The 19355-nt window shown below is 68.5% G+C and carries 21 protein-coding genes and 1 tRNA gene; 10 read left to right on the top strand and 12 right to left on the bottom strand.

Features of this window, described 5'->3' with window-relative positions:
• The coding region (locus CW362_RS38760; RefSeq protein WP_103554280.1) for a DUF5324 family protein at positions 1-657 on the bottom strand (657 nt) is incomplete at its 3' end.
• 411 nt (positions 658-1068) lie between these two features.
• Here CW362_RS38760 and CW362_RS38755 point away from each other — a divergent pair.
• Positions 1069-1602 (top strand): peptidylprolyl isomerase, encoded by a 534-nt coding sequence (locus tag CW362_RS38755; protein ID WP_103554279.1) that lies wholly within the window; start codon positions 1069-1071, stop codon positions 1600-1602.
• A gap of 149 nt (positions 1603-1751) precedes the next feature.
• Entirely contained in the window at positions 1752-2663 is a 912-nt protein-coding gene (locus tag CW362_RS38750) for a rhomboid family intramembrane serine protease (RefSeq protein WP_103554278.1), read from the top strand.
• A 289-nt stretch (positions 2664-2952) separates the two neighbouring features.
• Here CW362_RS38750 and crgA read toward each other — a convergent pair whose 3' ends face one another.
• Complete coding sequence (crgA, locus tag CW362_RS38745; protein WP_103554277.1) at positions 2953-3207, bottom strand: cell division protein CrgA; 255 nt, start codon at positions 3205-3207, stop codon at positions 2953-2955.
• A gap of 139 nt (positions 3208-3346) precedes the next feature.
• Here crgA and CW362_RS38740 point away from each other — a divergent pair, with 139 nt between their 5' ends.
• From CW362_RS38740 to CW362_RS38710, 6 genes are all read left to right on the top strand, one after another.
• Complete coding sequence (locus CW362_RS38740; RefSeq protein ID WP_103554276.1) at positions 3347-4126, top strand: DUF881 domain-containing protein; 780 nt, start codon at positions 3347-3349, stop codon at positions 4124-4126.
• Positions 4127-4192: 66 nt separating this feature from the next.
• Positions 4193-4918 (top strand): class E sortase, encoded by a 726-nt coding sequence (locus CW362_RS38735; RefSeq protein ID WP_103554284.1) that lies wholly within the window; start codon positions 4193-4195, stop codon positions 4916-4918.
• 31 nt (positions 4919-4949) lie between these two features.
• Positions 4950-5111 (top strand): hypothetical protein, encoded by a 162-nt coding sequence (locus tag CW362_RS43945; RefSeq protein WP_037614928.1) that lies wholly within the window; start codon positions 4950-4952, stop codon positions 5109-5111.
• Positions 5108-5746: an aminodeoxychorismate/anthranilate synthase component II gene (locus CW362_RS38725; RefSeq protein ID WP_103554275.1), complete on the top strand. Its 639-nt coding sequence runs from the start codon at positions 5108-5110 to the stop codon at positions 5744-5746. The genes CW362_RS43945 and CW362_RS38725 overlap by 4 nt, the downstream gene beginning before the upstream one ends.
• Positions 5743-7110 (top strand): class E sortase, encoded by a 1368-nt coding sequence (locus tag CW362_RS38715; protein WP_206301203.1) that lies wholly within the window; start codon positions 5743-5745, stop codon positions 7108-7110. The genes CW362_RS38725 and CW362_RS38715 overlap by 4 nt, the downstream gene beginning before the upstream one ends.
• Positions 7111-7199: 89 nt before the next feature.
• A complete protein-coding gene (locus CW362_RS38710) occupies positions 7200-7961 on the top strand; it encodes a class E sortase (RefSeq protein ID WP_376450311.1) in 762 nt (253 codons plus the stop codon).
• 114 nt (positions 7962-8075) lie between these two features.
• Here the strand turns inward: CW362_RS38710 and CW362_RS45395 are convergent, their stop codons facing one another.
• The 9 genes from CW362_RS45395 to CW362_RS45390 form a co-directional block, all read right to left on the bottom strand.
• The gene (locus tag CW362_RS45395; RefSeq protein WP_276313746.1) at positions 8076-8201 is read right to left on the bottom strand and encodes a hypothetical protein; all 126 of its coding nucleotides are present in this window, start codon (positions 8199-8201) and stop codon (positions 8076-8078) included.
• Positions 8202-8261: 60 nt separating this feature from the next.
• Positions 8262-8867, bottom strand: coding sequence for a restriction endonuclease (locus CW362_RS38705; RefSeq protein ID WP_240658276.1), 606 nt, complete (start codon positions 8865-8867; stop codon positions 8262-8264).
• A 233-nt stretch (positions 8868-9100) separates the two neighbouring features.
• Entirely contained in the window at positions 9101-11095 is a 1995-nt protein-coding gene (pknB, locus tag CW362_RS38700; protein ID WP_103554274.1) for a Stk1 family PASTA domain-containing Ser/Thr kinase, read from the bottom strand.
• A gap of 170 nt (positions 11096-11265) precedes the next feature.
• A complete protein-coding gene (locus CW362_RS38690; RefSeq protein ID WP_103554273.1) occupies positions 11266-12747 on the bottom strand; it encodes a peptidoglycan D,D-transpeptidase FtsI family protein in 1482 nt (493 codons plus the stop codon).
• Positions 12744-14192, bottom strand: coding sequence for an FtsW/RodA/SpoVE family cell cycle protein (locus CW362_RS38685; protein WP_103554272.1), 1449 nt, complete (start codon positions 14190-14192; stop codon positions 12744-12746). The genes CW362_RS38690 and CW362_RS38685 overlap by 4 nt, the downstream gene beginning before the upstream one ends.
• A 26-nt stretch (positions 14193-14218) precedes the next feature.
• The gene (locus tag CW362_RS38680; protein ID WP_240658275.1) at positions 14219-15757 is read right to left on the bottom strand and encodes a Stp1/IreP family PP2C-type Ser/Thr phosphatase; all 1539 of its coding nucleotides are present in this window, start codon (positions 15755-15757) and stop codon (positions 14219-14221) included.
• A gap of 120 nt (positions 15758-15877) precedes the next feature.
• Positions 15878-16399, bottom strand: a complete 522-nt coding sequence (locus CW362_RS38675; protein WP_103554271.1) for an FHA domain-containing protein FhaB/FipA — start codon at positions 16397-16399, stop codon at positions 15878-15880.
• 10 nt (positions 16400-16409) lie between these two features.
• Positions 16410-17252 (bottom strand): FhaA domain-containing protein, encoded by an 843-nt coding sequence (locus CW362_RS38670; protein ID WP_103554270.1) that lies wholly within the window; start codon positions 17250-17252, stop codon positions 16410-16412.
• Positions 17240-17365 (bottom strand): hypothetical protein, encoded by a 126-nt coding sequence (locus CW362_RS45390; protein ID WP_263974373.1) that lies wholly within the window; start codon positions 17363-17365, stop codon positions 17240-17242. Before CW362_RS45390 ends, CW362_RS38670 begins: the two co-directional genes overlap by 13 nt.
• 484 nt (positions 17366-17849) lie before the next feature.
• Between CW362_RS45390 and CW362_RS38660 the strand changes: the two genes are divergently transcribed.
• Positions 17850-17936: transfer RNA gene (locus tag CW362_RS38660), tRNA-Leu, on the top strand.
• A gap of 363 nt (positions 17937-18299) precedes the next feature.
• Here CW362_RS38660 and CW362_RS38655 read toward each other — a convergent pair.
• On the bottom strand, positions 18300-18953 hold the full coding sequence (locus CW362_RS38655; RefSeq protein ID WP_103554268.1) for an FMN-dependent NADH-azoreductase: 654 nt from the start codon (positions 18951-18953) through the stop codon (positions 18300-18302).
• A gap of 205 nt (positions 18954-19158) precedes the next feature.
• On the opposite strand from CW362_RS38655, the gene CW362_RS38650 reads away from it, so the two are divergent.
• Positions 19159-19355 (top strand): winged helix-turn-helix transcriptional regulator (locus CW362_RS38650; protein WP_162684370.1); only part of this gene is annotated, 197 nt, incomplete at its 3' end.

The raw sequence follows: 19355 nt of genomic DNA, 5'->3' as shown, positions 1-19355 counted from the left end.
GGCCTGGACCTCGGGATCGAGGTCGGACTGACCGCTGCCGTCGACCGCCGAGAGACGTCCCGTCTCGGGCACCTCGGTCGCGGCCGGAGGTTCGACCAGCCAGTCGGGATTGGCCTGCTGGTCCCACCACCTCCAGGCGGCGAACGCGCCGCCCGCCAGGATCCCCAGCACGGCCAGCCCCTTCACGAAACGGCCGGCCCTCGCCCGGCGCTCGTGCTTGCGAAGCAGCTTCTGGATCTCCTGCGGGGTGACCTGGCCGCGCAGGGCTGCAATGGCCGCCACACCGCGCGCCGCGGCCTCGTCCCGGACGGGCTGGGTCGCGGCCACCGCCTGCTCGATCCTCGGCTTGGAGTAGTCGGCGGCCTGACGAGCCGCCTTGCGGGTGCGGATGGCCGCTTCCTGAGCGACCTGGTCGACCTTCGGCGGCACATGGGTACGGGCCTGCTCGATGCGCGGCGCGAGATGGGCGTCGTACTGGACGCGGGCCTGTTCGGCGGCTTGCGACACCTTCGGCGCGAGCCGTACACGCGCCTCGCTCGCGTAGTACGAGGCCCTGTCCTTGGCCGTGTCGGCGTAAGGCGCCACCACTTCCGCGGCGTGCAGCACGCTGTCCTTCGCCGAGCCGGTCGCGGCGCGCACGCTGTCGATGCGGGTCACGGGTTTCCTCCTCCTCGGTGGCGTACGTCGGGGATACCAGGTACCCCCAAAGACACACAGTTCACCTTTCCGCCCCTGGGGGGATCATGCCCGCACAAGGGGTCCGGGGCATGTGAGGGCGGGCATCCGTGTCACGGGTGCCGACTCCCGGAGGCTCCAGGTACGGAGCCGGTCAGGTGTCGATCAGTGGGATAGCGGATCAATACGGGGCAACGGGAGCTTGTCGTCGACAATGCCACGGATCGCCCCGTCCCGCTCCCGTCACGGCGCGACTCGGCCGTTTTTCTCCACGTGCGACACCCGTTCCCCGAGCCGGTGTCCGCACGTGCGTCCGGAGGCGCCGGTCGGGGGCCGAGCGGCCCGGTCCGTGCGAGGATCGGGCAGTCAAGACAAGGCAACGGAAGGCAGATCGTGGCCGAGCAGCTCTACGCCACCCTGAAGACCAGCCACGGCGACATCGACATCCGGCTCCTGCCGAACCACGCGCCGAAGACGGTCCGGAACTTCGTCGAACTCGCCACGGGTGAGCGCGAGTGGGTCAACCCGGAGACGGGTGTGAAATCCATGGACAAGCTGTACGACGGCACGGTCTTCCACCGGGTGATCAGCGGCTTCATGATCCAGGGCGGCGACCCGCTGGGCAACGGCACCGGCGGCCCCGGCTACCAGTTCGAGGACGAGTTCCACCCGGACCTCCGGTTCGACAGGCCCTACCTGCTCGCCATGGCCAACGCGGGCCCGGCCACCAACGGATCGCAGTTCTTCATCACCGTCGCCCCGACGGCCTGGCTGACCCGCAAGCACACCATCTTCGGCGAGATCACGGACGCGGCCAGCCAGAAGGTCGTGGACGCCATCGCCGGCGCCCCGACCAATCCGCGCACGCACCGCCCGGTCGACGCCATCGTGATCGAGTCGGTCGTCGTCGAGACCCGCGCGCGCTGAGCCCGCGCAGGGCCGCCCGCCCCTGCGCCCGGAGACTCCCGCAGGGAACCAAAAGCCCCGTTCATCCGTAAGGATGGACGGGGCGGTGCGTTGCACCCGGACCCGCCGAGATCGTGTGCGAGCCGCCGTACGGAGATTGAGGGGACCCCATGGACCAGCAGCCGCCCGGCAGCCCGCAGGGCCCGCGGGATCAGGGACCGCAGGACGCCCGGAGCCTGCCCGGCTGCTACCGGCACCCGGACCGCGAGACCGGTGTCCGCTGCACCCGCTGTGAGCGTCCGATCTGCCCCGAGTGCATGGTCAGTGCCTCCGTCGGCTTCCAGTGCCCCGACTGCGTCCGTGACGGCTCCGGCACCGGCCACGCCCCGGCGGCGAACCGGCCCCGTACCCTCGCGGGCGGCACCGTCGCCTCGGACCCCCGGCTCGTCACCAAGGTGCTGATCGGCCTCAATCTGGCCTTCTACCTCGTCCAGGTCTCGGTGGGCGATGCCTTCACCAGCCGCTTCGAACTCTTCGGCCGGGCCCTGCTCTCCGGCGAGGTCCAGGGCGTGGCCGAGGGCCAGTGGTACCGGATGCTGACGTCGATGTTCCTGCACGGCAGTGTCATGCACATTCTTTTCAACATGCTCAGCCTGTGGTGGATCGGCGGCCCCCTGGAGGCGGCCCTCGGCCGCGTCCGCTACATCACCCTCTACTTCGTCTCGGGTCTCTCGGGCAGCGCGCTCACCTATCTGCTCGTCGGCCCCAACCAGCCCTCGCTCGGCGCCTCCGGCGCGATCTACGGTCTGTTCGGCGCCACCGCGGTCCTCTACCGCCGGCTCAACTACGACATGCGCCCGCTCGTCGGCCTGCTGGTCGTCAACTTGATCATCACTTTCAACCCCGGCTTCCACATCGCCTGGCAGGCGCACGTCGGCGGTTTGATCGGCGGTGCGGTGGTCGGCTACGCGATGGTCCACGCGCCGCGCGAGCGGAGGAACCTGGTCCAGTACGGGGTCTCCGCGCTCGTGCTGATCGTGGTGGTCGTCACGACGCTGCTCAGGACGGCTCAGCTCACCTGAGAGCGCGCACGGCTCACCTGAGAAGTGATGTTGTCCACAGATCGTGGTGGATCTTGTGCATACGGTGCGAGAACAACTGTGCCCCCTGTCACTGACCCGAGTTTCCCAGGTCAGGCAGGGGGCGAACAGATTTGCGCGGTTCGTTTGACCGGTCGTACCGGCGTCAACCGCGGATTAGTTATCCACAGATCGTCTTTCTTTTCCACCTGTGGACAAGTGTTGTGGATAACTCAGTGGACAGCTGTGGGCAGAGCTCGCGCCCGGGCCGTGTCCGTGGAGGTGGGGACGGTCACTTCCACTGCGTGGAGACGCCGAACCCGGCCGCGATGAACCCGAAGCCGACCACGATGTTCCAGTTGTCGAGCGCGTCGATCGGCAGGGTGCCGTCCGTCACGTAGAAGACGACGATCCAGGCGAGACCGATGAGGAACATGGCCAGCATGACCGGTGCCACCCAGGCGTTGCTGGTCAGCTTGACGTTGGTCGCCTGCTTCGCCGGGGGCGGCGTGTAGTCGGCCTTCTTGCGGATACGTGACTTCGGCACGAGGGTCTCTCCTGTCGATGCGCTGCGTGGCCGCGCAGGGAACTGGGGCGGGCTCCGGGTGGCGCCAGGGGACACTGAGCGCTCCCCCGGGCGTCCGTTAGCGTAGTGCTTCCGCGGCGCCGAAGGAGATAAGGGTACGTTGAGCAATTCTGCCGACTCCCCCGGGACACAATCCAGTCCTGGCGGTACGCACCGTTTCCGGCCGGTACGTGTCCTCACCGCGGCCGTCTTCGCCCTCGCGGGCCTCATCTTCTTCACGAGCTTCGATACGGCCAAGGGTACGAACATCCGTACGGACTCGTCCTTGCTGAAGCTGTCCGACCTGATTCAGGAACGCAGCCACAAGAACGCGACGCTGGACGAGTCCAACGGCGCCCTGCGCCGCGACGTGGACGCCCTCGCCGGGAGTGAGGACGGCGACAGCGCGGCCGGGGACGCGAAGCTCGCGGCGCTGGAGAAGGGCGCGGGCACCCAGAAGGTCAAGGGCGAGGCCGTCACGGTCACCCTCAACGACGCCCCGCCCAACGCGACGGCGAAGCTTCCCGGCTACCCCGAGCCGCAGCCCGACTACCTCGTCATCCACCAGCAGGACCTCCAGGCGGTGGTGAACGCCCTGTGGCAGGGCGGGGCCAAGGGCATCAAGGTCATGGACCAGCGGCTGATCTCCACCAGTGCCGTGCGCTGTGTCGGCAACACCCTGATCCTGCAGGGCCGCGTCTACTCGCCCCCCTACAAGATCACCGCTGTCGGGGATCCGGCGAAGCTCCAGAAGTCGCTCGCCGCCTCGCCGGCGATCCAGAACTACATGGTGTACGTCAACGTCTACGGGCTCGGCTGGAAAGTCGAGGAGAACGGCACGGTGACTCTTCCCGGCTACTCGGGCACAGTGGATCTCCACTACGCGAAGCCCGTCGAGTAGTTCCGGACCTCGCGGAGCAGTGGGCGAAGCCTGTGGAGCGAGCTGCCGCCGGAGGGCCTTGTGTCGGTGCGAGTGGTCGTCAGGGCGATCAGTGAGCTGTGCCTGACCGTCGGCACCCTGATCGTGCTCTTCGTGGTCTACGTGTTGTTCTGGACGGGGATCAAGGCCGACAGCGCGATGGACCACCAGATCGACGTGCTTCAGGAGCAGTGGTCGAAGGGAACGGTGCCCCGGTCGCCGGAGGCCCGTACGGACGCTTCGAAAGGCGCGGGCGGTGGCGGTGGTACGGCCCCGGGGAGCCCGAAGGCACCCGGCCCCTACGAGTACGGCGCCCCGTTCGCGGTCATGTACATCCCGAGGTTCGGTTTCACGTGGAACAAACCCGTACTCGAAGGCACGGCCACGCAGGTGCTGAAGAAGGGGCTCGGCCACTACCGGGGCACCGCCCGGCTCGGCCAGGAGGGTAATTTCTCCGTCGCCGGTCACCGGCGTACCTACGGTGATCCGTTCAAGGACTTTCCCCAGCTCCGCCGGGGGGACGCGGTGGTGCTGACGGACGGGACGACCTGGTTCACGTATCGGGTCGACAAAGGCCCGTACAAAACAGTGCCCTCCGACGTTGAGGTGATCGACCCTGTGCCACGTAAGTCCGGGTATACGCGTCCGGGACGCTATCTCACGCTGACCACGTGCGATCCGGAGTGGGGGCACAGCCATCGGTTGATCGTCTGGGCACACCTTGATTCCACACAGCCTGTGGAGGCAGGGAAACCGGGGGCTCTGCGCCGTTAGTCTGTTGGCGTACGGCGACGGAAGGGACGGCATGTACGGCTGGATCTGGCGGCATCTGCCGGGGAGCGTATGGGTGAGGGCGCTGATCTCGCTCGTGCTCGTCCTGGCGGTGGTCTACGTGCTCTTCCAGTACATCTTCCCGTGGGCCGAACCGCTGCTGCCCTTCAACGATGTGACGGTGGACAACCAGTGAGTACGCGCATCCTCGTTGTGGACAACTACGACAGCTTCGTCTTCAACCTGGTCCAGTACCTGTACCAGCTGGGCGCGGAGTGCGAGGTGCTGCGCAACGACGAGGTGTCGACCGCGCACGCCCAGGACGGTTTCGACGGTGTACTCCTGTCCCCGGGGCCCGGCGCTCCCGAACAGGCCGGTGTCTGCATCGACATGGTCCGGCACTGCGCCGCGACCGGGGTTCCCGTCTTCGGCGTCTGTCTCGGGATGCAGTCGATGCAGGTGGCGTACGGCGGTGTGGTCGACCGGGCGCCCGAGCTGCTGCACGGGAAGACGTCGCTCGTGGAGCACCAGGGCAAGGGCGTCTTCGCCGGACTGCCGTCGCCCTTCACGGCGACCCGCTACCACTCGCTGGCGGCCGAGCCGGACACGGTTCCGGCCGAGCTCGAGGTGACCGCCCGTACCCACGACGGGATCGTCATGGGTCTCAGACACCGTGAACTGCCGGTCGAGGGTGTGCAGTTCCACCCGGAGTCGGTGCTGACCGAGCACGGCCACCGGATGCTCGCCAACTGGCTGCTCGAGTGCGGTGACAAGGTGGCCGTGGCGAGGTCGGCGGGGCTCGCCCCGGTGGTGGGCAGGGCCACGGCGTGACCGCGCTGCGCCCCGAGCGCGACAGCTCCCCCTACGGCGGCGAGGCCGCGTACGGGGGCGCCGGCGCGTTCGAGGCGGCGGTCGGAGGACTCGCGGACCCGCTGACGGATCCGCTGCCCGGCCAGGGACAGGCCGTTCCGCAGCAGGGCTACGGTCACGGCGGGTACGGGCCCGACTGGTACGCGGCTCAGCAGCAGGAGCAGGCCGCCCAGATGCAGGCGGCCCAGGCGTACGCCGTCCAGGCCCAGGCGGTCCGGGCGCAGGCCCCGGCACAGGCGATGCCCTACACGCCGGCCGCGGCACCGTCGTACGCGGATGAGTACGAGCGGACGTACGCCCCGCCCTACCAGGAGCCCGCGACCCCTCACCACCGCGGACCGGCGGCCGCTCCGACGGCCGCTCCGATGACCGCTCCCGTGGCGGAACCGGTCGTGCCGGGTCCGCGGCTGGACGACCAGACGGTCGCGCTGCGTCTTCCCGGATCACCCACGCGAGCGGAGCGCCGTGCGGGTGCGGCCGGGAGCGGGGCCGCCCCCGCCCCCGGAGGCCGTGCGGCCCGCCGTAAGGCCGCCAGACGCCACGGACGGCACGGAGGGGAACAGGACTCCCAGGAGCCCCGGGAGGCGGCTCAGGAGGCCGCTGGGAGCCCTCGGAGCCGCATGGACGCCCGGCGCGCGGCGCGGGCGTCGAAACCCGGTGCTGCGGTTCTCGTGAGCCGGATGGTCGGAGAGGTGTTCATCACCACCGGCGTGCTGATGCTGCTGTTCGTGACCTATCAGCTGTGGTGGTCGAACGTGCGGGCGCACCAGCAGGCGGGCAGCGAGGCGAGCAGCCTTCAGCAGGACTGGGCGAACGGGAAGCGGAATCCGGGGACGTTCTCGCCCGGACAGGGGTTCGCCATCCTGCACATCCCGAAGCTGGACGTGGTCGCGCCGATCGCGGAGGGCATCAGCAAGACGAAGGTGCTCGACCGCGGCATGGTCGGCCACTACGGCGAGGCGCCCCTCAAGACGGCGATGCCGAACGCCAGGACCGGCAACTTCGCGCTCGCCGGGCACCGCAACACCCATGGCGAGCCGTTCCGTTACATCAACCGCCTCAAGCCGGGCGACGAGATCGTCGTCGAGACGCAGGACGACTACTACGTCTACAAGATGGCGTCGATCCTGCCGGTGACGAGTCCGAGCAACACGAGCGTGCTCGATCCGATCCCCAAGGGATCGGGTTTCACCGCGCCGGGCCGCTACATCACACTGACCACCTGCACACCGGAGTTCACCAGTAAGTACCGGATGATCGTCTGGGGCAAGATGGTCGAGGACCGGCCGCGCAGCAAGGGCAAGCCCGACGCGCTGCTCGGCTGAGGACGGACGCCGACGCACGGACGGATGCACGTGCGGACGTGACGTGCACGAGAGACAACCTGAGACAGACCAGACGGGGCAGATGAACAGTGGCAGCGAGGACCGACCACGACGAACGCGCCGGATCGCAAGCCGGGTTCACGGTCGCCGGTGACCCGCCCGGCGGACGCCGGCGCATGGGATGGTTCGCGATGACGGTCAGCGTCTTCGGCGAACTCCTCATCACCGTGGGGCTGGTGCTCGGCCTGTTCGTCGTCTACTCGCTGTGGTGGACGAACGTCGTGGCCGACCGCGAGGCGCACAAGCAGGGCGACAAGGTCCGCGACCACTGGGCGCAGTCCCCGGGCGGTCCGGGCGCGCTGGACACCAAGGACGGCATCGGCTTCCTGCACGTCCCGGCGATGAACAACGGTGAGGTCCTCGTCGAGAAGGGCACGGCGACGAAGGTCCTCAACGACGGCGTCGCCGGCTACTACACGGAACCCGTCAAGGCGTCCCTGCCGATGACCGGCAAGAACGGCAACTTCACGCTCGCCGCCCACCGGGACGGCCACGGCGCCAAGTTCCACAACATCGACAAGATCGACAAGGGTGACGCGATCGTCTTCGAGACCCGGGACAAGTGGTACGTCTACAAGGTCTTCGGCATCCTCCCGGAGACCTCGAAGTACGACGTCAAGGTCCTCCAGACGGTCCCGAAGGAATCGGGCAGGACGAAGCCCGGCCACTACATCACCCTGACGACCTGCACCCCGGTGTACACCTCCCGCTACCGGTACGTGGTGTGGGGCGAACTGGAGCGGGTGGAGAAGGTCGACAGCGCCCGGACACTGCCGAAGGAACTGCGTTAGCCCTGTCGGGGCCGGTGTGCCGACTGGGGTGACACGTGGTCACCCCGGACACGAGCTGGGCCCGAAGCCGCAAATCGCCGTTGCGACTTCAGGCCCTTCCTTGTCGTGGAGCGGTCACTCCAGGACCGCCAGTGCCGTTCCGGTGCTCCATTCCTCCAGCAGGCCGCGGTGCACGGCGGTGACGCCGCCGTCGCGGCGCAGCAGGCCGGCGATGTACTCCTCGAACTCGCGGTCGGTCATGGCGTCGACGGAAGCCATGGTTCCGGCGAGGGCGCGGTCCTCCCGTGGGCTTTCCAGCCGCTACAGCCTGGCGTGATGTTGCCGGAGCCGCCGCTCGACCGTCTGGACGCCCGTTCGTAGTGCAATCAGTTCCCTGCGGTGCTCGTCCGATGTCTCGATCAGGGCGTTGAACATGGGGACGACGGTCTTGCCGAGGATGTGGGTGATGCGCTGGTCGATGCGGTCGTCGAGCGAGTGGGTTTCCCTGTGGGGCGGGTTGTCCACAGGCTGTGTGCGGACCGGGTGCTCCGTGTCGAGGAGGTACGTGCGCACCTGACGTGCGACTTCGCTGTCCCGGAGCAGCATGGCGATGTTGAGGACGGCTCGTCGGGAGAAGAGGGCGAGGGACCGGGTGCGTGACTGGATCCCACTGAGGTTCTTGAAGGACCTCAGTTCATCGCCGGTCAGCAGACGGTATCCGTTGGTCTCCAACTCGGTTCGATGATCCTTGACGAGGGACTTGATCGCTTCGAGACCCACCTCGAAGTACGTCGCCACCATCGCCGTCGTCACGTGCGTGCCGTCCGGCAGCAGTGACAGCGCCTTGACCCTGTCGAGCACTTCCGTGCGCTCCAGCGCGCTTTCCCGCAGTGTCCTCGATTCCAGCAGAACCGACTCGTCGATCACGTACTGCCCCTCTTGCCCGTGCGGCGGCCTCGTGGCCAGGGGCGGTGCTTCGATTCTCCACCCCATACGATCAACGAGTCGCGAAGTATAACGAGTCGCGAAGTATGAAGAAACGGTCGAACTTCGCACACCAGATCGTCGGTGCGAGTCGACGGAAAAGGGCCCCGGCACTCGCTCAAGAGTGCCGGGGCCCTTCTCCGTCGGTTGCCCGCGAGGGCGGTTTCCGGGTGGGACTATCCGTTGTTCCCGCCCAGGAAGCCACCGCCGTTGTTGTTGCCGCCGTTGTTGCCACCGATTTTCAGCGTCGTAAGCACGACCACGGTGTTGTCCGGGCTGTCGACGGGGCTGTCGGCGTTCGGGTTCTGGCCGAACACCCTGGCGTCGTCGCTTCCGTCGCTGCCCTGGGCGAACTGGATGTTGTTGAAGCCGGCCTGTTGCAGGATCTGCCTCGCCTCGGCCACGGTCTTGCCGACGACGTTCGGCACGGTCGACTGCTGCTGCTGTTTGGCCTTGCCGATCTGGATCTGCACCTTGGAGCCGGGGTCCGCCGGGGTGCCGGCCGTCGGGGTCGTCTGGATGACCTTGCCGACCAGGTTCTGGTCGTCGGTCTCCGTGTCGACGCACTCACCGACGAGGTTGCTGGCCGTCATCTGCGCCTTGGCCTGGTCACAGTTCTTGCCGGCGACGTCCGGGACGACGGACTGCTTCTTCTCCTTGGCGACCGTCAGGGTGATGGTCGACCCCTTCTCCACCTCGGCACCGAGACTCGGGTCCTGGTCCAGGACGGTGTTCGGTTTCTCCGAGGACTCCTCGAACTTCGTCTTGACGTTGAGCCCGTACTTGTCCTCGAGGATCTGCTTGGCCTCGTCCAGGTCCTTGCCCTTGACGCTCGGCACCGAGACCTTCGGTGCCCCGGTGGACACGACGACATTGATCGTGTCGCCCTTGTTCACCTTCGAGCCCACGGGCGGTTCCTGCGAGCAGATGTTGCCCTTGGGCTCCTTGTCGCAGGGCTTGCGCGTGGGGGCGAGTTTCAGCTCGCGGTTCTCCGCCATCTTCTTGGCGTCCGGCAGCGTCTGGCTCACGAAGTTGGGCACGTCGAACGCCTCGTTGCCCGTTCCCTTGCCCGAGAACGCGTACTTCCCGATCAGGATCGCGCCGATCAGCACCAGGACACCCGCGACGACCAGGAGGATCGTCGAGGTGTTGTTCTTCTTCTGGCGGCGGCGGTCGGGGCGGTCGTCGTAGCCGTAGCCGCCGTCGTCCGGGTTCATGGGCGGCAGCATCGAGGTGGCCTGGGCGTCCGCGGAGCGCAGGGCCGTGGTCGGCTGGTCGTCGCCGTAGCCGCCGTAGCCGACCGAGCCCATGGCGGCGCTGGCGGCGATGGGCTGGCCGTCGAGGCAGGCCTCGATGTCGGCGCGCATCTCGTCGGCGGACTGGTAGCGGTAGTCCGGGTCCTTGACGAGGGCCCGCAGCACGATCGCGTCCATCTCGGGCGTGATCTCGGGGTCGAAGACCGACGGGGGCTGGGGCTCCTCGCGGACGTGCTGGTAGGCGACGGCCACCGGGGAGTCGCCCACGAAGGGCGGGCGCACGGTCAGCAGCTCGTAGAGCAGGCAGCCGGTGGAGTAGAGGTCGGAGCGGGCGTCGACCTGTTCGCCCTTCGCCTGTTCCGGCGAGAGGTACTGGGCGGTGCCGATGACAGCGGCCGTCTGCGTCATCGTCATGCCGGCGTCGCCCATGGCGCGGGCGATGCCGAAGTCCATGACCTTGACCTGGCCGTTGCGCGTCAGCATGACGTTGGCGGGCTTGATGTCGCGGTGGACGATGCCGGCGCGGTGCGAGTACTCCAGGGCCTGGAGGATGCCGATGGTCATCTCCATGGACCGCTCGGGCAGCAGCCTGCGTCCCGAGTGCAGCAGTTCGCGCAGTGTGGAACCGTCGACGTACTCCATCACGATGTACGGGATGGAGGTGTTGTCGATGTAGTCCTCACCCGTGTCGTAGACGGCGACGATCGCGGGATGGTTGAGCGAGGCGGCCGACTGGGCCTCCCGGCGGAACCGGGCCTGGAAGGAAGGGTCGCGCGCGAGGTCCGCGCGCAGCGTCTTCACCGCCACCGTGCGGCCGAGGCGTGTGTCATGCGCGAGGTAGACCTCCGCCATGCCACCACGGCCGAGCACGTGGCCCAGCTCGTACCGGCCGCCGAGGCGACGCGGCTCTTCCATAGCTACCTACCAGCCCTCTCCGTCGGTCCCGACCGCACCTTTGTGTGGTCCGGCGGTGTGCTGTCCGGGCATACCGTACCCGGATCGCTTTCTGTGACCTGGCCTAGACCGTCACCCGTGACAGGACCGGTATCGCAACGTGCACCGATGTGATGGGGACGTGAGCGGGATCACTTCTTGCTGTCGATGACTGCCTTCATCACGTCCCTTGCGATGGGGGCGGCCAGACCGCCGCCGGAGATGTCGTCGCGGCTGGCGCTGCCGTCCTCGACGACCACGGCCACGGCGACCGGGGAGCTGCCGTCGGGGAGCTTGGCGTAGGAGATGAACCAGGCGTACGGCTTCTCGCTGTTGGCGACGCCGTGCTGGGCGGTACCGGTCTTGCCGCCGACGGTGACACCGGGGATCAGCGCCTTGGTGCCCGTGCCCTCCTTGACGACCGTCTCCATCATCGACTGCAGGATCTGGGCGTTGGACTCGGAGAGCGGCTCGCTGAGCTTCTCGGGCTCGGTCTGCGAGATGACGTCCAGGTTGGGTGCCTGGAGCTTGTCGACCATGTAGGGCTTCATGAGCGTGCCCTGGTTGGCGACGGCGGAGGCGACCATGGCCATCTGCAGCGGGGTGGCGGCCGTCTCGAACTGGCCGATGGAGCTGAGCGCGGTCTGCGCGTCGTCCATCTTCTTGGGGAAGACGGAGGCGTTGGAGCGCACCGGGGTGAGCTGCTCGGAGTTGAAGCCGAACTTCTCGGCCTCCTCCTGCATCTTGTCCTTGCCGAGGTCGGCGCCGATCTTGCCGAAGACCGTGTTGCAGGACACCTTGAGGGCGTCACGCATGCTGACGTTCCTGCAGGGGATGTTCCCCTCGTTCTTCAGCTCGGTGCGGGTGCCCTTGAGGATGTACGGCAGCGGGGTGCTGGTGTGCTGGTCCGCCGTGGTGTACAGGCCGTTCTCCAGGGCCGCCGCCGCGGTGACCACCTTGAAGGTGGAGCCGGGCGGGTAGGTCTCGCGCAGCGCCCGGTTGAGCATCGGGTCGTCGGGGTCGTTCTTCTTCTGGAGCTTGTTCCAGGCCTTCGCGTCGTCGTTGGTGTTCCCGGCGAAGGCGGAGGGGTCGTACGACGGGGTGGAGGCCAGTGCCAGGATCGCGCCGGTCTGCGGGTTGATCGCGGCGACGGCGCCCTTGCCGCGGCTCAGCAGGCCCTTGTAGGCGGCCTTCTGCGCGGCGGCGTTGAGGGTGGTGACGACGTTGCCGCCCTGCTTCGCCTTGCCCGTGAGCATGTCGAGGGTGTTGCGGAAGAAGAGCTGGTCGTCGTTGCCGGTGAGGATGCCGTCGTCCAGCTTCTCGAGCTGCGTGGCGCCGAAGGCCTGCGAGGCGTACCCCGTGACCGGCGCCCACATGGCGCCGTCCTTGTAGGTGCGCTTGTAGACGAAGTCGTTGATGCCGTTCTTCTTCGTCTCGGCGTACCCGGTGATGGGGTCGCCGTTGACGATGATGTTGCCGCGCGGGGTGGCGTACCGCTCGATGGCGACGCGGCGGTTGTTCGTGTCGGTCCGCAGGCTGTCCGCCTGGACGTACTGGATGTAGTTGTCGCGGAGGAGCAGGGCGAGGACGAGGAGCCCGCAGAAGATCGCGATCCGGCGCAGGGGCTTGTTCACGGGCGGACCACCTGGGTCATCTCGGCGTCGGGGCTGGGGGCGGGGGCGGGCGCCGGACGGCGGGCCGTGTCGCTGATGCGGATCAGGATGGCGATCAGTGCCCAGTTGGCGATGACGGAGGAACCGCCGGAGGCCAGGAACGGCATGGTCATACCGGTCAGCGGGATCAGGCCCATGACGCCGCCGGCGACCACGAAGACCTGGAGGGCGAAGGCGCCGGAGAGACCGACGGCGAGGAGCTTGCCGAACGGGTCGCGGGCCGCGAGGGCCGTGCGGATGCCGCGTTCGGTGATCAGGCCGTAGAGCATCAGGATCGCCATGACTCCGGCGAGACCCAGTTCCTCGCCGAACGTGGCGAGGATGAAGTCGGAGTTGGCGGCGAAGCGGATGAGCTCGGAGTGTCCCTGGCCGAGGCCGGTGCCCAGGGTGCCGCCGGAACCGAACGCCCACAGCGCCTGCATGGCCTGCTCGGAGTGGATGATGCCGTCCTGGACCCCGGCCCGGCTGAGCATGTACTCGTGCATCGGGTCGAGCCAGGCCTGCACACGGGTCTGGACGTGCGGTTCGAAGCTCGCCACACCGACGGCGCCGGCCCCGGACATCAGCAGACCGAAGACGATCCAGCTGGTCCGCTCGGTGGCGACGTACAGCATGATGACGAACATTCCGAAGAACAGCAGCGACGTACCGAGGTCGGTCTCGAACACCAGGATGAGGATCGAGATGGCCCAGACGACGATGATCGGGCCGAGGTCGCGGCCGCGCGGCAGGTACAGGCCCATGAAGCGTCGGCTGGCGAGGGCCAGCGCGTCCCGCTTCACCATCAGGTAGCCGGCGAAGAAGACCGCCAGCACGATCTTCGCGAACTCACCGGGCTGGATGGAGAATCCCGCGACCGAGATCCAGATCTTGGCGCCGTAGGTGAGGTCGGCACCGAGTCCCGGGACCAGCGGGAGCAGCAGCAGGACCAGGGCGCCGACCATGGAGATGTAGGTGTAGCGCTGTAGGACGCGGTGGTCCTTCAGGAAGAACAGCACGGCGACGAACAGGGCGATGGCCAGTGCGGTGTACATCAGCTGGCGCGGTGCCGCGTTGCCCGCCTGGTGGATCGACTGGAGCAGCTTGGACTGGTCGAGCCGCCAGATGATCACCAGGCCGAGTCCGTTGAGGAGCGTGGCCAGCGGGAGCAGCAGCGGGTCCGCGTACGGGGCGAACTTGCGCACCGCGAGGTGGGCGACGCCGGCCAGCAGGCCGAGGCCCAGGCCGTAGCTCAGCAGGCCGGTGGGCACCTTGTCGTCGATGGCCAGGCCCACGTTGGCGTAGGCGAAGACCGGGATGACTACGGCGAACACCAGCAAGGCCAGTTCGGTGTTGCGTCGGCTGGGTGCGCCGATCGACCCGATCGTGGACGTGTGGTGCGTCGGCGTGTTCGTACTACTGCTCATCGTGTGACAGGGCCCCTCACGGCTTCTTACTGCTTACCGCACAGCGAGACCAGCTTCTGCTCCTCGTCGGAGAGGCTGGGGCCGGGTGTGGGAGTGGGTGCGGTCGTGGACTTGGAGGACGAGGGTGCCGAGCTCGTCGGGGTCGGGCTCGGGCTGGACGTGGCCTTGGACGTGAGGGAGGCCTTTGTGGTTCCCGTGGTTCCGTCGGCCTTGTTCGAACTGGGCTTCGCGCTGCTCTTGCTCTCGGCCGCACGGCGTTCGGCGGCCTTGCGGCAGGCGGAGGCCTGCACGGCGAGTTCGTCGATCTTCGCCTGCGCGTCGGCGAGGCCGCCCTCGGCGATGGTCGCCTTGACCTGCTTCTGCTGGTAGGGCGGAAGGTACTTGAGTTCGATCTCGGGGTGGTTCTTCTCCACCTTCGAGAGCGAGACCCAGGCGAGGTCCTGGCTGATGCCGCGGTAGAGCGCGACGTGCTCGTCCTGGGCGCCGACGTAGTACTGCGTCTGCGTCCAGCGGTAGCCGCCGTACAGGCCTCCGCCGAGGACGGCGAGCGTCAGGACGACGTAGAAGGATCGCTTCAGCCACCTGCGTCCGTTGCGCGGCTTGACGAAGTCCTCGTCGGTGTAGTCGCCGAAGCTGCCGGTGGGGGCGTAGCCGGTGGTGTCGCCGCTGCCGGGCGGGCCGAACTCGCCGCCGCCCTGTCCGGGCACGGGCCGGCCGAGGCCGGAGGCGCGGCCGGCGGGGGTCTGCATGGCGCCGTTGTCGTGGAGCTGGTGCTGGTTCTCGGCGACCGCGCCGACCACGACGGGGGTGTCGGAGAGCTGTGCGGCGAGGGTGTCGCCGGAGTCGATGTCGAGGACGTCGGCCACGATGACGGTGATGTTGTCGGGGCCGCCGCCGCGCAGCGCGAGCTGGATGAGCTCCTGCACGGTCTCCTGGGGGCCCTGGTAGCTGGCGAGGGTGTCTTCCATCGTCTGGTGGGAGACGACGCCGCTGAGACCGTCGGAGCAGATCAGGTACCGGTCGCCGGCGCGGACCTCGCGGATCGAGAGGTCGGGTTCGACGTGGTCGCCACTGCCCAGCGCGCGCATCAGCAGGGAGCGCTGCGGGTGGGTGGTGGCCTCCTCCTCGGTGATGCGGCCCTCGTCGACGAGGCGCTGCACCCAGGTGTGGTCCTGGGTGATCTGCGTCAGGACGCCGTCCCGCAGCAGGTACGCGCGGGAGTCGCCGACGTGGACGAGACCGAGCCGCTGGCCGGTCCACAGCAGGGCGGTGAGCGTGGTGCCCATGCCCTCGAGCTGCGGGTCGTCCTCGACCATCATCCGGAGCTGGTCGTTGGCACGCTGCACGGCGGTGCCGAGCGAGGTGAGGATGTCGGATCCGGGCACGTCGTCGTCGAGCGCGACGATGGTGGAGATCACCTCGGAGCTCGCGACCTCACCGGCGGCCTGGCCGCCCATCCCGTCGGCGATCGCGAGCAGACGGGGACCGGCGTAGCCCGAGTCCTCGTTGCCCTCGCGGATCATGCCTTTGTGCGATCCGGCGGCGAAGCGCAGTGACAGACTCATGCGCACCTCGCCCGTCGGCTCCGGGTACATCCGCACGGTGCCCACCCTCCGGTCGGGAGCGCGCCGGGGTCCGTCGTGTGGACCGCCACTGCGTGCTCGCTCCGCTCGCTCATTGTCGTACTACTTCCGCAGCTCGATGACGGTCTTGCCGATGCGGATCGACGCGCCCAGCGGAACGGGCGTCGGAGTCGTCAGCCGGCTCCGGTCGAGATACGTGCCGTTGGTGGAGCCGAGGTCCTCGACGATCCACTGGCCGTCCCGGTCGGGGTAGATCCTGGCATGCCGGCTGGACGCGTAGTCGTCGTCCAGCACGATGGTGCTGTCGTGCGCCCGTCCCAGGGTGATGGTCTGTCCCTGCAGGGCCACGGTGGTGCCCGTGAGGGTGCCCTCGGAGACGACCAGCTTGGTCGGTGCGCCGCGGCGCTGGCGTCCGCCGCCGCTGGGCGGCTGCTGCTGGCGCTGCTGCGGAGGCGCGGCCTGCCGCGCGGCCTGCTGAGGCCTCGCGGCCTCCCTGCGCGAGCCGCGCTGTGTGACGCGCGTTCCGAACAGGTCGCTGCGGATGACCTGCACGGCCACGATCACGAACAGCCACAGTACGGCCAGGAAACCCAGCCGCATGACCGTGAGGGTCAGCTCTGACATTGCCCCCGCTTCACCCTTCGGCTTGCCGGTAAATGATGGTGGTGCTGCCCACGACGATCCGCGAGCCGTCGCGGAGCGTAGCGCGGGTGGTGTGCTGCCCGTCCACCACGATGCCGTTGGTGGACCCGAGATCCTGGATCGTCGAGGGCGTTCCGGTCCGGATCTCACAGTGCCGGCGCGATACGCCGGGGTCGTCGATCCGCACGTCGGCTTCGGTGCTGCGGCCCAGCACCAGCGTCGGGCGGGAGATCTGGTGGCGTGAGCCGTTGATCTCGACCCAGTGCCGCATACGGCCGCCCGCCGCCGGGCCGGCCGGGGGCCGGGCACCCATGGGTGCCATGCCCGGACGGCCGCCGGGCGGCGGCGCGGACGGCATGGGGGGAGCGGCCGAGGGCGGGTAGCCGTAGCCACCCTGGACTCCGCGGGGGCCCGCCGGGGCGGGGCCCGCGGGGGCGCGCTCGGGAGACTGCTGATCGGTGGAGGAGGCGAGCGTACGGCTGCGGACCCGGTACAGGCCGGTGTCGAGGTCGTCCGCCTTCTCCAGGTGGACCTTGATGGGGCCCATGAAGGTGTAGCGCTGCTGCTTGGCGTAGTCGCGGACCATGCCGGCGAGCTCGTCGCCGAGCTGGCCGGAGTAGGGGCTGAGCCGCTCGAAGTCCGGCGTGCTCAGCTCGACGATGAAGTCGTTGGGGACGACGGTCCGGTCGCGGTTCCAGATCGTGGCGTTGTTGTCGCACTCGCGCTGCAGCGCTCCGGCGATCTCCACGGGCTGGACCTCGGACTTGAACACTTTGGCGAAGGTGCCGTTGACCAGACCTTCGAGACGCTGCTCGAACTTCTTCAGGACTCCCATGGGGCACCTCCTCCTTCGTTGCCGTCCTGGTACAGCTTGCTGTCGTCTTCCTGGCCCTGCTGGACCAGCCGGCCTGACCGGCCTTGCTGGTACTGCTTACTGATCGTATCCACGCGTCGGGAAATCGGCTGGTTCCCCCTGTCGGCACGGTCGACGGGCTGTCGACACCTTCCGAAGTCCCCTCCCGAAGTTCCCTGAGAGGCCCCTCTTCGAACTCTTCCCGGCACTGCTTCTGCCATGGATCGTAGAGGCGTCCCACGACCAGTGTCCCGCACCTGACTGTGCGGCCCGTCCTACTCCTGTGGAGATGCGCTGGACCGGTACGAGGTTGATACGTGAACAGGTTCTGTCCGGAACGCGTGACGCGTGCAGGGGCGCCGGCGGGAGGGACGGCCGGCGCCGGGCCCGGAGCGGCCGGGGCGGAGAGGCCGGGCGGGGCAAGGGCACCGGTCCGGCGGGCGCCGGGGAGCGCCGGGTTCGCGGGGCGGCCGGGAGGGGCGGGGGAAAGGGATGTGATTCCACCCCTGGCAGCGTGCTAATCTTCTGCATGTCGGAAGGCGCCCGCGGCGAAAGCGGGAGACGGAAGACACACCCAATGCGCGGGTGGCGGAATAGGCAGACGCGCTGGATTCAGGTTCCAGTGCCCGCAAGGGCGTGGGGGTTCAACTCCCCCCTCGCGCACCAGCCGAAAGCCCCTCAGGTCATCGACCTGAGGGGCTTTCGCGTTGTCCGGGACGCTTCCGGGGCCGCGCACCAACTCCTCGTGCGGGGCCGGTGCGCGGGAGCGGTTCCTCGTGCGGGGCCGGGTGGCGGGAGCGTGTCGCTCGCCGTGGGTCGCGCGGGCGGGCGGAGGCGCCGTGAAGTGTGACGATGCTCTCACGCGGGTGACGGGGAATTGTCCGGGTCGACGGCCGGTCGACGGGTGCCCGGAGGGGCGCGGGGGCCCGGGCGGTACGAAGGAGCCCCCGCGAGGCGGTGTGCGCCGGCCCGCGGGGGCTCCGTGCCGCCGTGTCCGGCGGGCGGACGGCGGCTCGTCGGGTGCCGTGACTACGCGGCGAGGCGCTCCGTCACCTCCTTGGCCCGGGCGGCCGCGTCGTCGAGGGCCTTGCTCCGGGACGCCTCGAAGAGCGGGATCAGGTCGGACATCGCCGGGTTGTGCGGGGCCATGGTGAGCTCCGGGACGATGAATTCGACGTCGAGGGCGAGCATCTCGCCGAGTACGGCTTCCAGGTAGTTCTGCACGTACTCGAAGCCCTCGCGCGGAGTGCCCGGGGCGTACGAGCCGCCGCGGCTGGCGACGACGGTGACCGGGGTGCCCTTGGTCTTCGTGTCCTCCGTCATGGCGGTGCGTCCCACGAGGACCACGTTGTCCAGCCACGCCTTGAGGGTCGAGGGGACGGAGAGGTTGTACATGGGGGCGCCGATCAGGATCGCGTCCGCGTTCTCCACCTCCTCGATCAGCTTCACGCGGGCGGCGAAGGCCTCGGCCTGCCCGGGGGTGTGCGTGTCCGGGGCGGCGAAACCGGCGGTGTGGGCGTCGGCGGTGATGTGCGGCACGGGGTGCGCGGTGAGGTCGCGGTAGACGACCGTGCCGTCGGGGTGCTGCTCCTCCCAGGCCGTGCGGAAGGCGTCCGTCACGGCACGCGAGACGGAGACGCCGTCCGGGGAGACGGACGAGTCGATGTGGAGGAGGGTGGCCATGATGATCTCCAGACAAAAGGGATGTATGGGGTAATGCGTCGACGCCGGGGTGGGCCGGGAGTCGGGTGGGGTGCGAACCGGGACGGGGCAGGGCTGTTGCGGGAGACCGGGCCGCCCCGGGGTGCTTCTCTTTCGTTCCTAACTAGAGATAACACAGGTACTTACTTTTTTTCACCCCCTTGTGGGGACGCAGTACCCTGGGCGCATGGCAGAACCGGGAAGCCACGACGTGGGGCCGTGTCAGAAGGTCGACGACGGCATGACCCGTGTCTTCGCGCTGCTCGGAAAGCGATGGACGGGTCTCGTCGTCACGGTCCTGATGCAGCACCCCGTCCACTTCGCCGATCTGCGCAGAGCGATCCCCGGCATCAGCGAGCGGATGCTGTCGGACCGGCTCACCGA

The sequence above is a fragment of the Streptomyces populi genome (assembly GCF_002911015.1).
Taxonomy (GTDB): Bacteria; Actinomycetota; Actinomycetes; order Streptomycetales; family Streptomycetaceae; genus Streptomyces; species Streptomyces populi.
The sequence above is the reverse complement of the archived record's forward strand: the minus strand, read 5'-3'. Positions and strand labels throughout refer to the sequence as shown.

Coding starts and splice junctions, on each gene's coding strand:
- CW362_RS38675 (WP_103554271.1), bottom strand. CDS start 16,399: ATGTCAGAGCTGACCCTCACGGTCATGCGGCTGGGTTTCCTGGCCGTA.
- CW362_RS38750 (WP_103554278.1), top strand. CDS start 1,752: ATGGACCAGCAGCCGCCCGGCAGCCCGCAGGGCCCGCGGGATCAGGGA.
- CW362_RS38680 (WP_240658275.1), bottom strand. CDS start 15,757: ATGAGTCTGTCACTGCGCTTCGCCGCCGGATCGCACAAAGGCATGATC.
- CW362_RS38685 (WP_103554272.1), bottom strand. CDS start 14,192: ATGAGCAGTAGTACGAACACGCCGACGCACCACACGTCCACGATCGGG.
- CW362_RS38655 (WP_103554268.1), bottom strand. CDS start 18,953: ATGGCCACCCTCCTCCACATCGACTCGTCCGTCTCCCCGGACGGCGTC.
- pknB (WP_103554274.1), bottom strand. CDS start 11,095: ATGGAAGAGCCGCGTCGCCTCGGCGGCCGGTACGAGCTGGGCCACGTG.
- CW362_RS38670 (WP_103554270.1), bottom strand. CDS start 17,252: ATGGGAGTCCTGAAGAAGTTCGAGCAGCGTCTCGAAGGTCTGGTCAAC.
- CW362_RS45395 (WP_276313746.1), bottom strand. CDS start 8,201: ATGACCGACCGCGAGTTCGAGGAGTACATCGCCGGCCTGCTGCGCCGC.
- CW362_RS43945 (WP_037614928.1), top strand. CDS start 4,950: ATGTACGGCTGGATCTGGCGGCATCTGCCGGGGAGCGTATGGGTGAGG.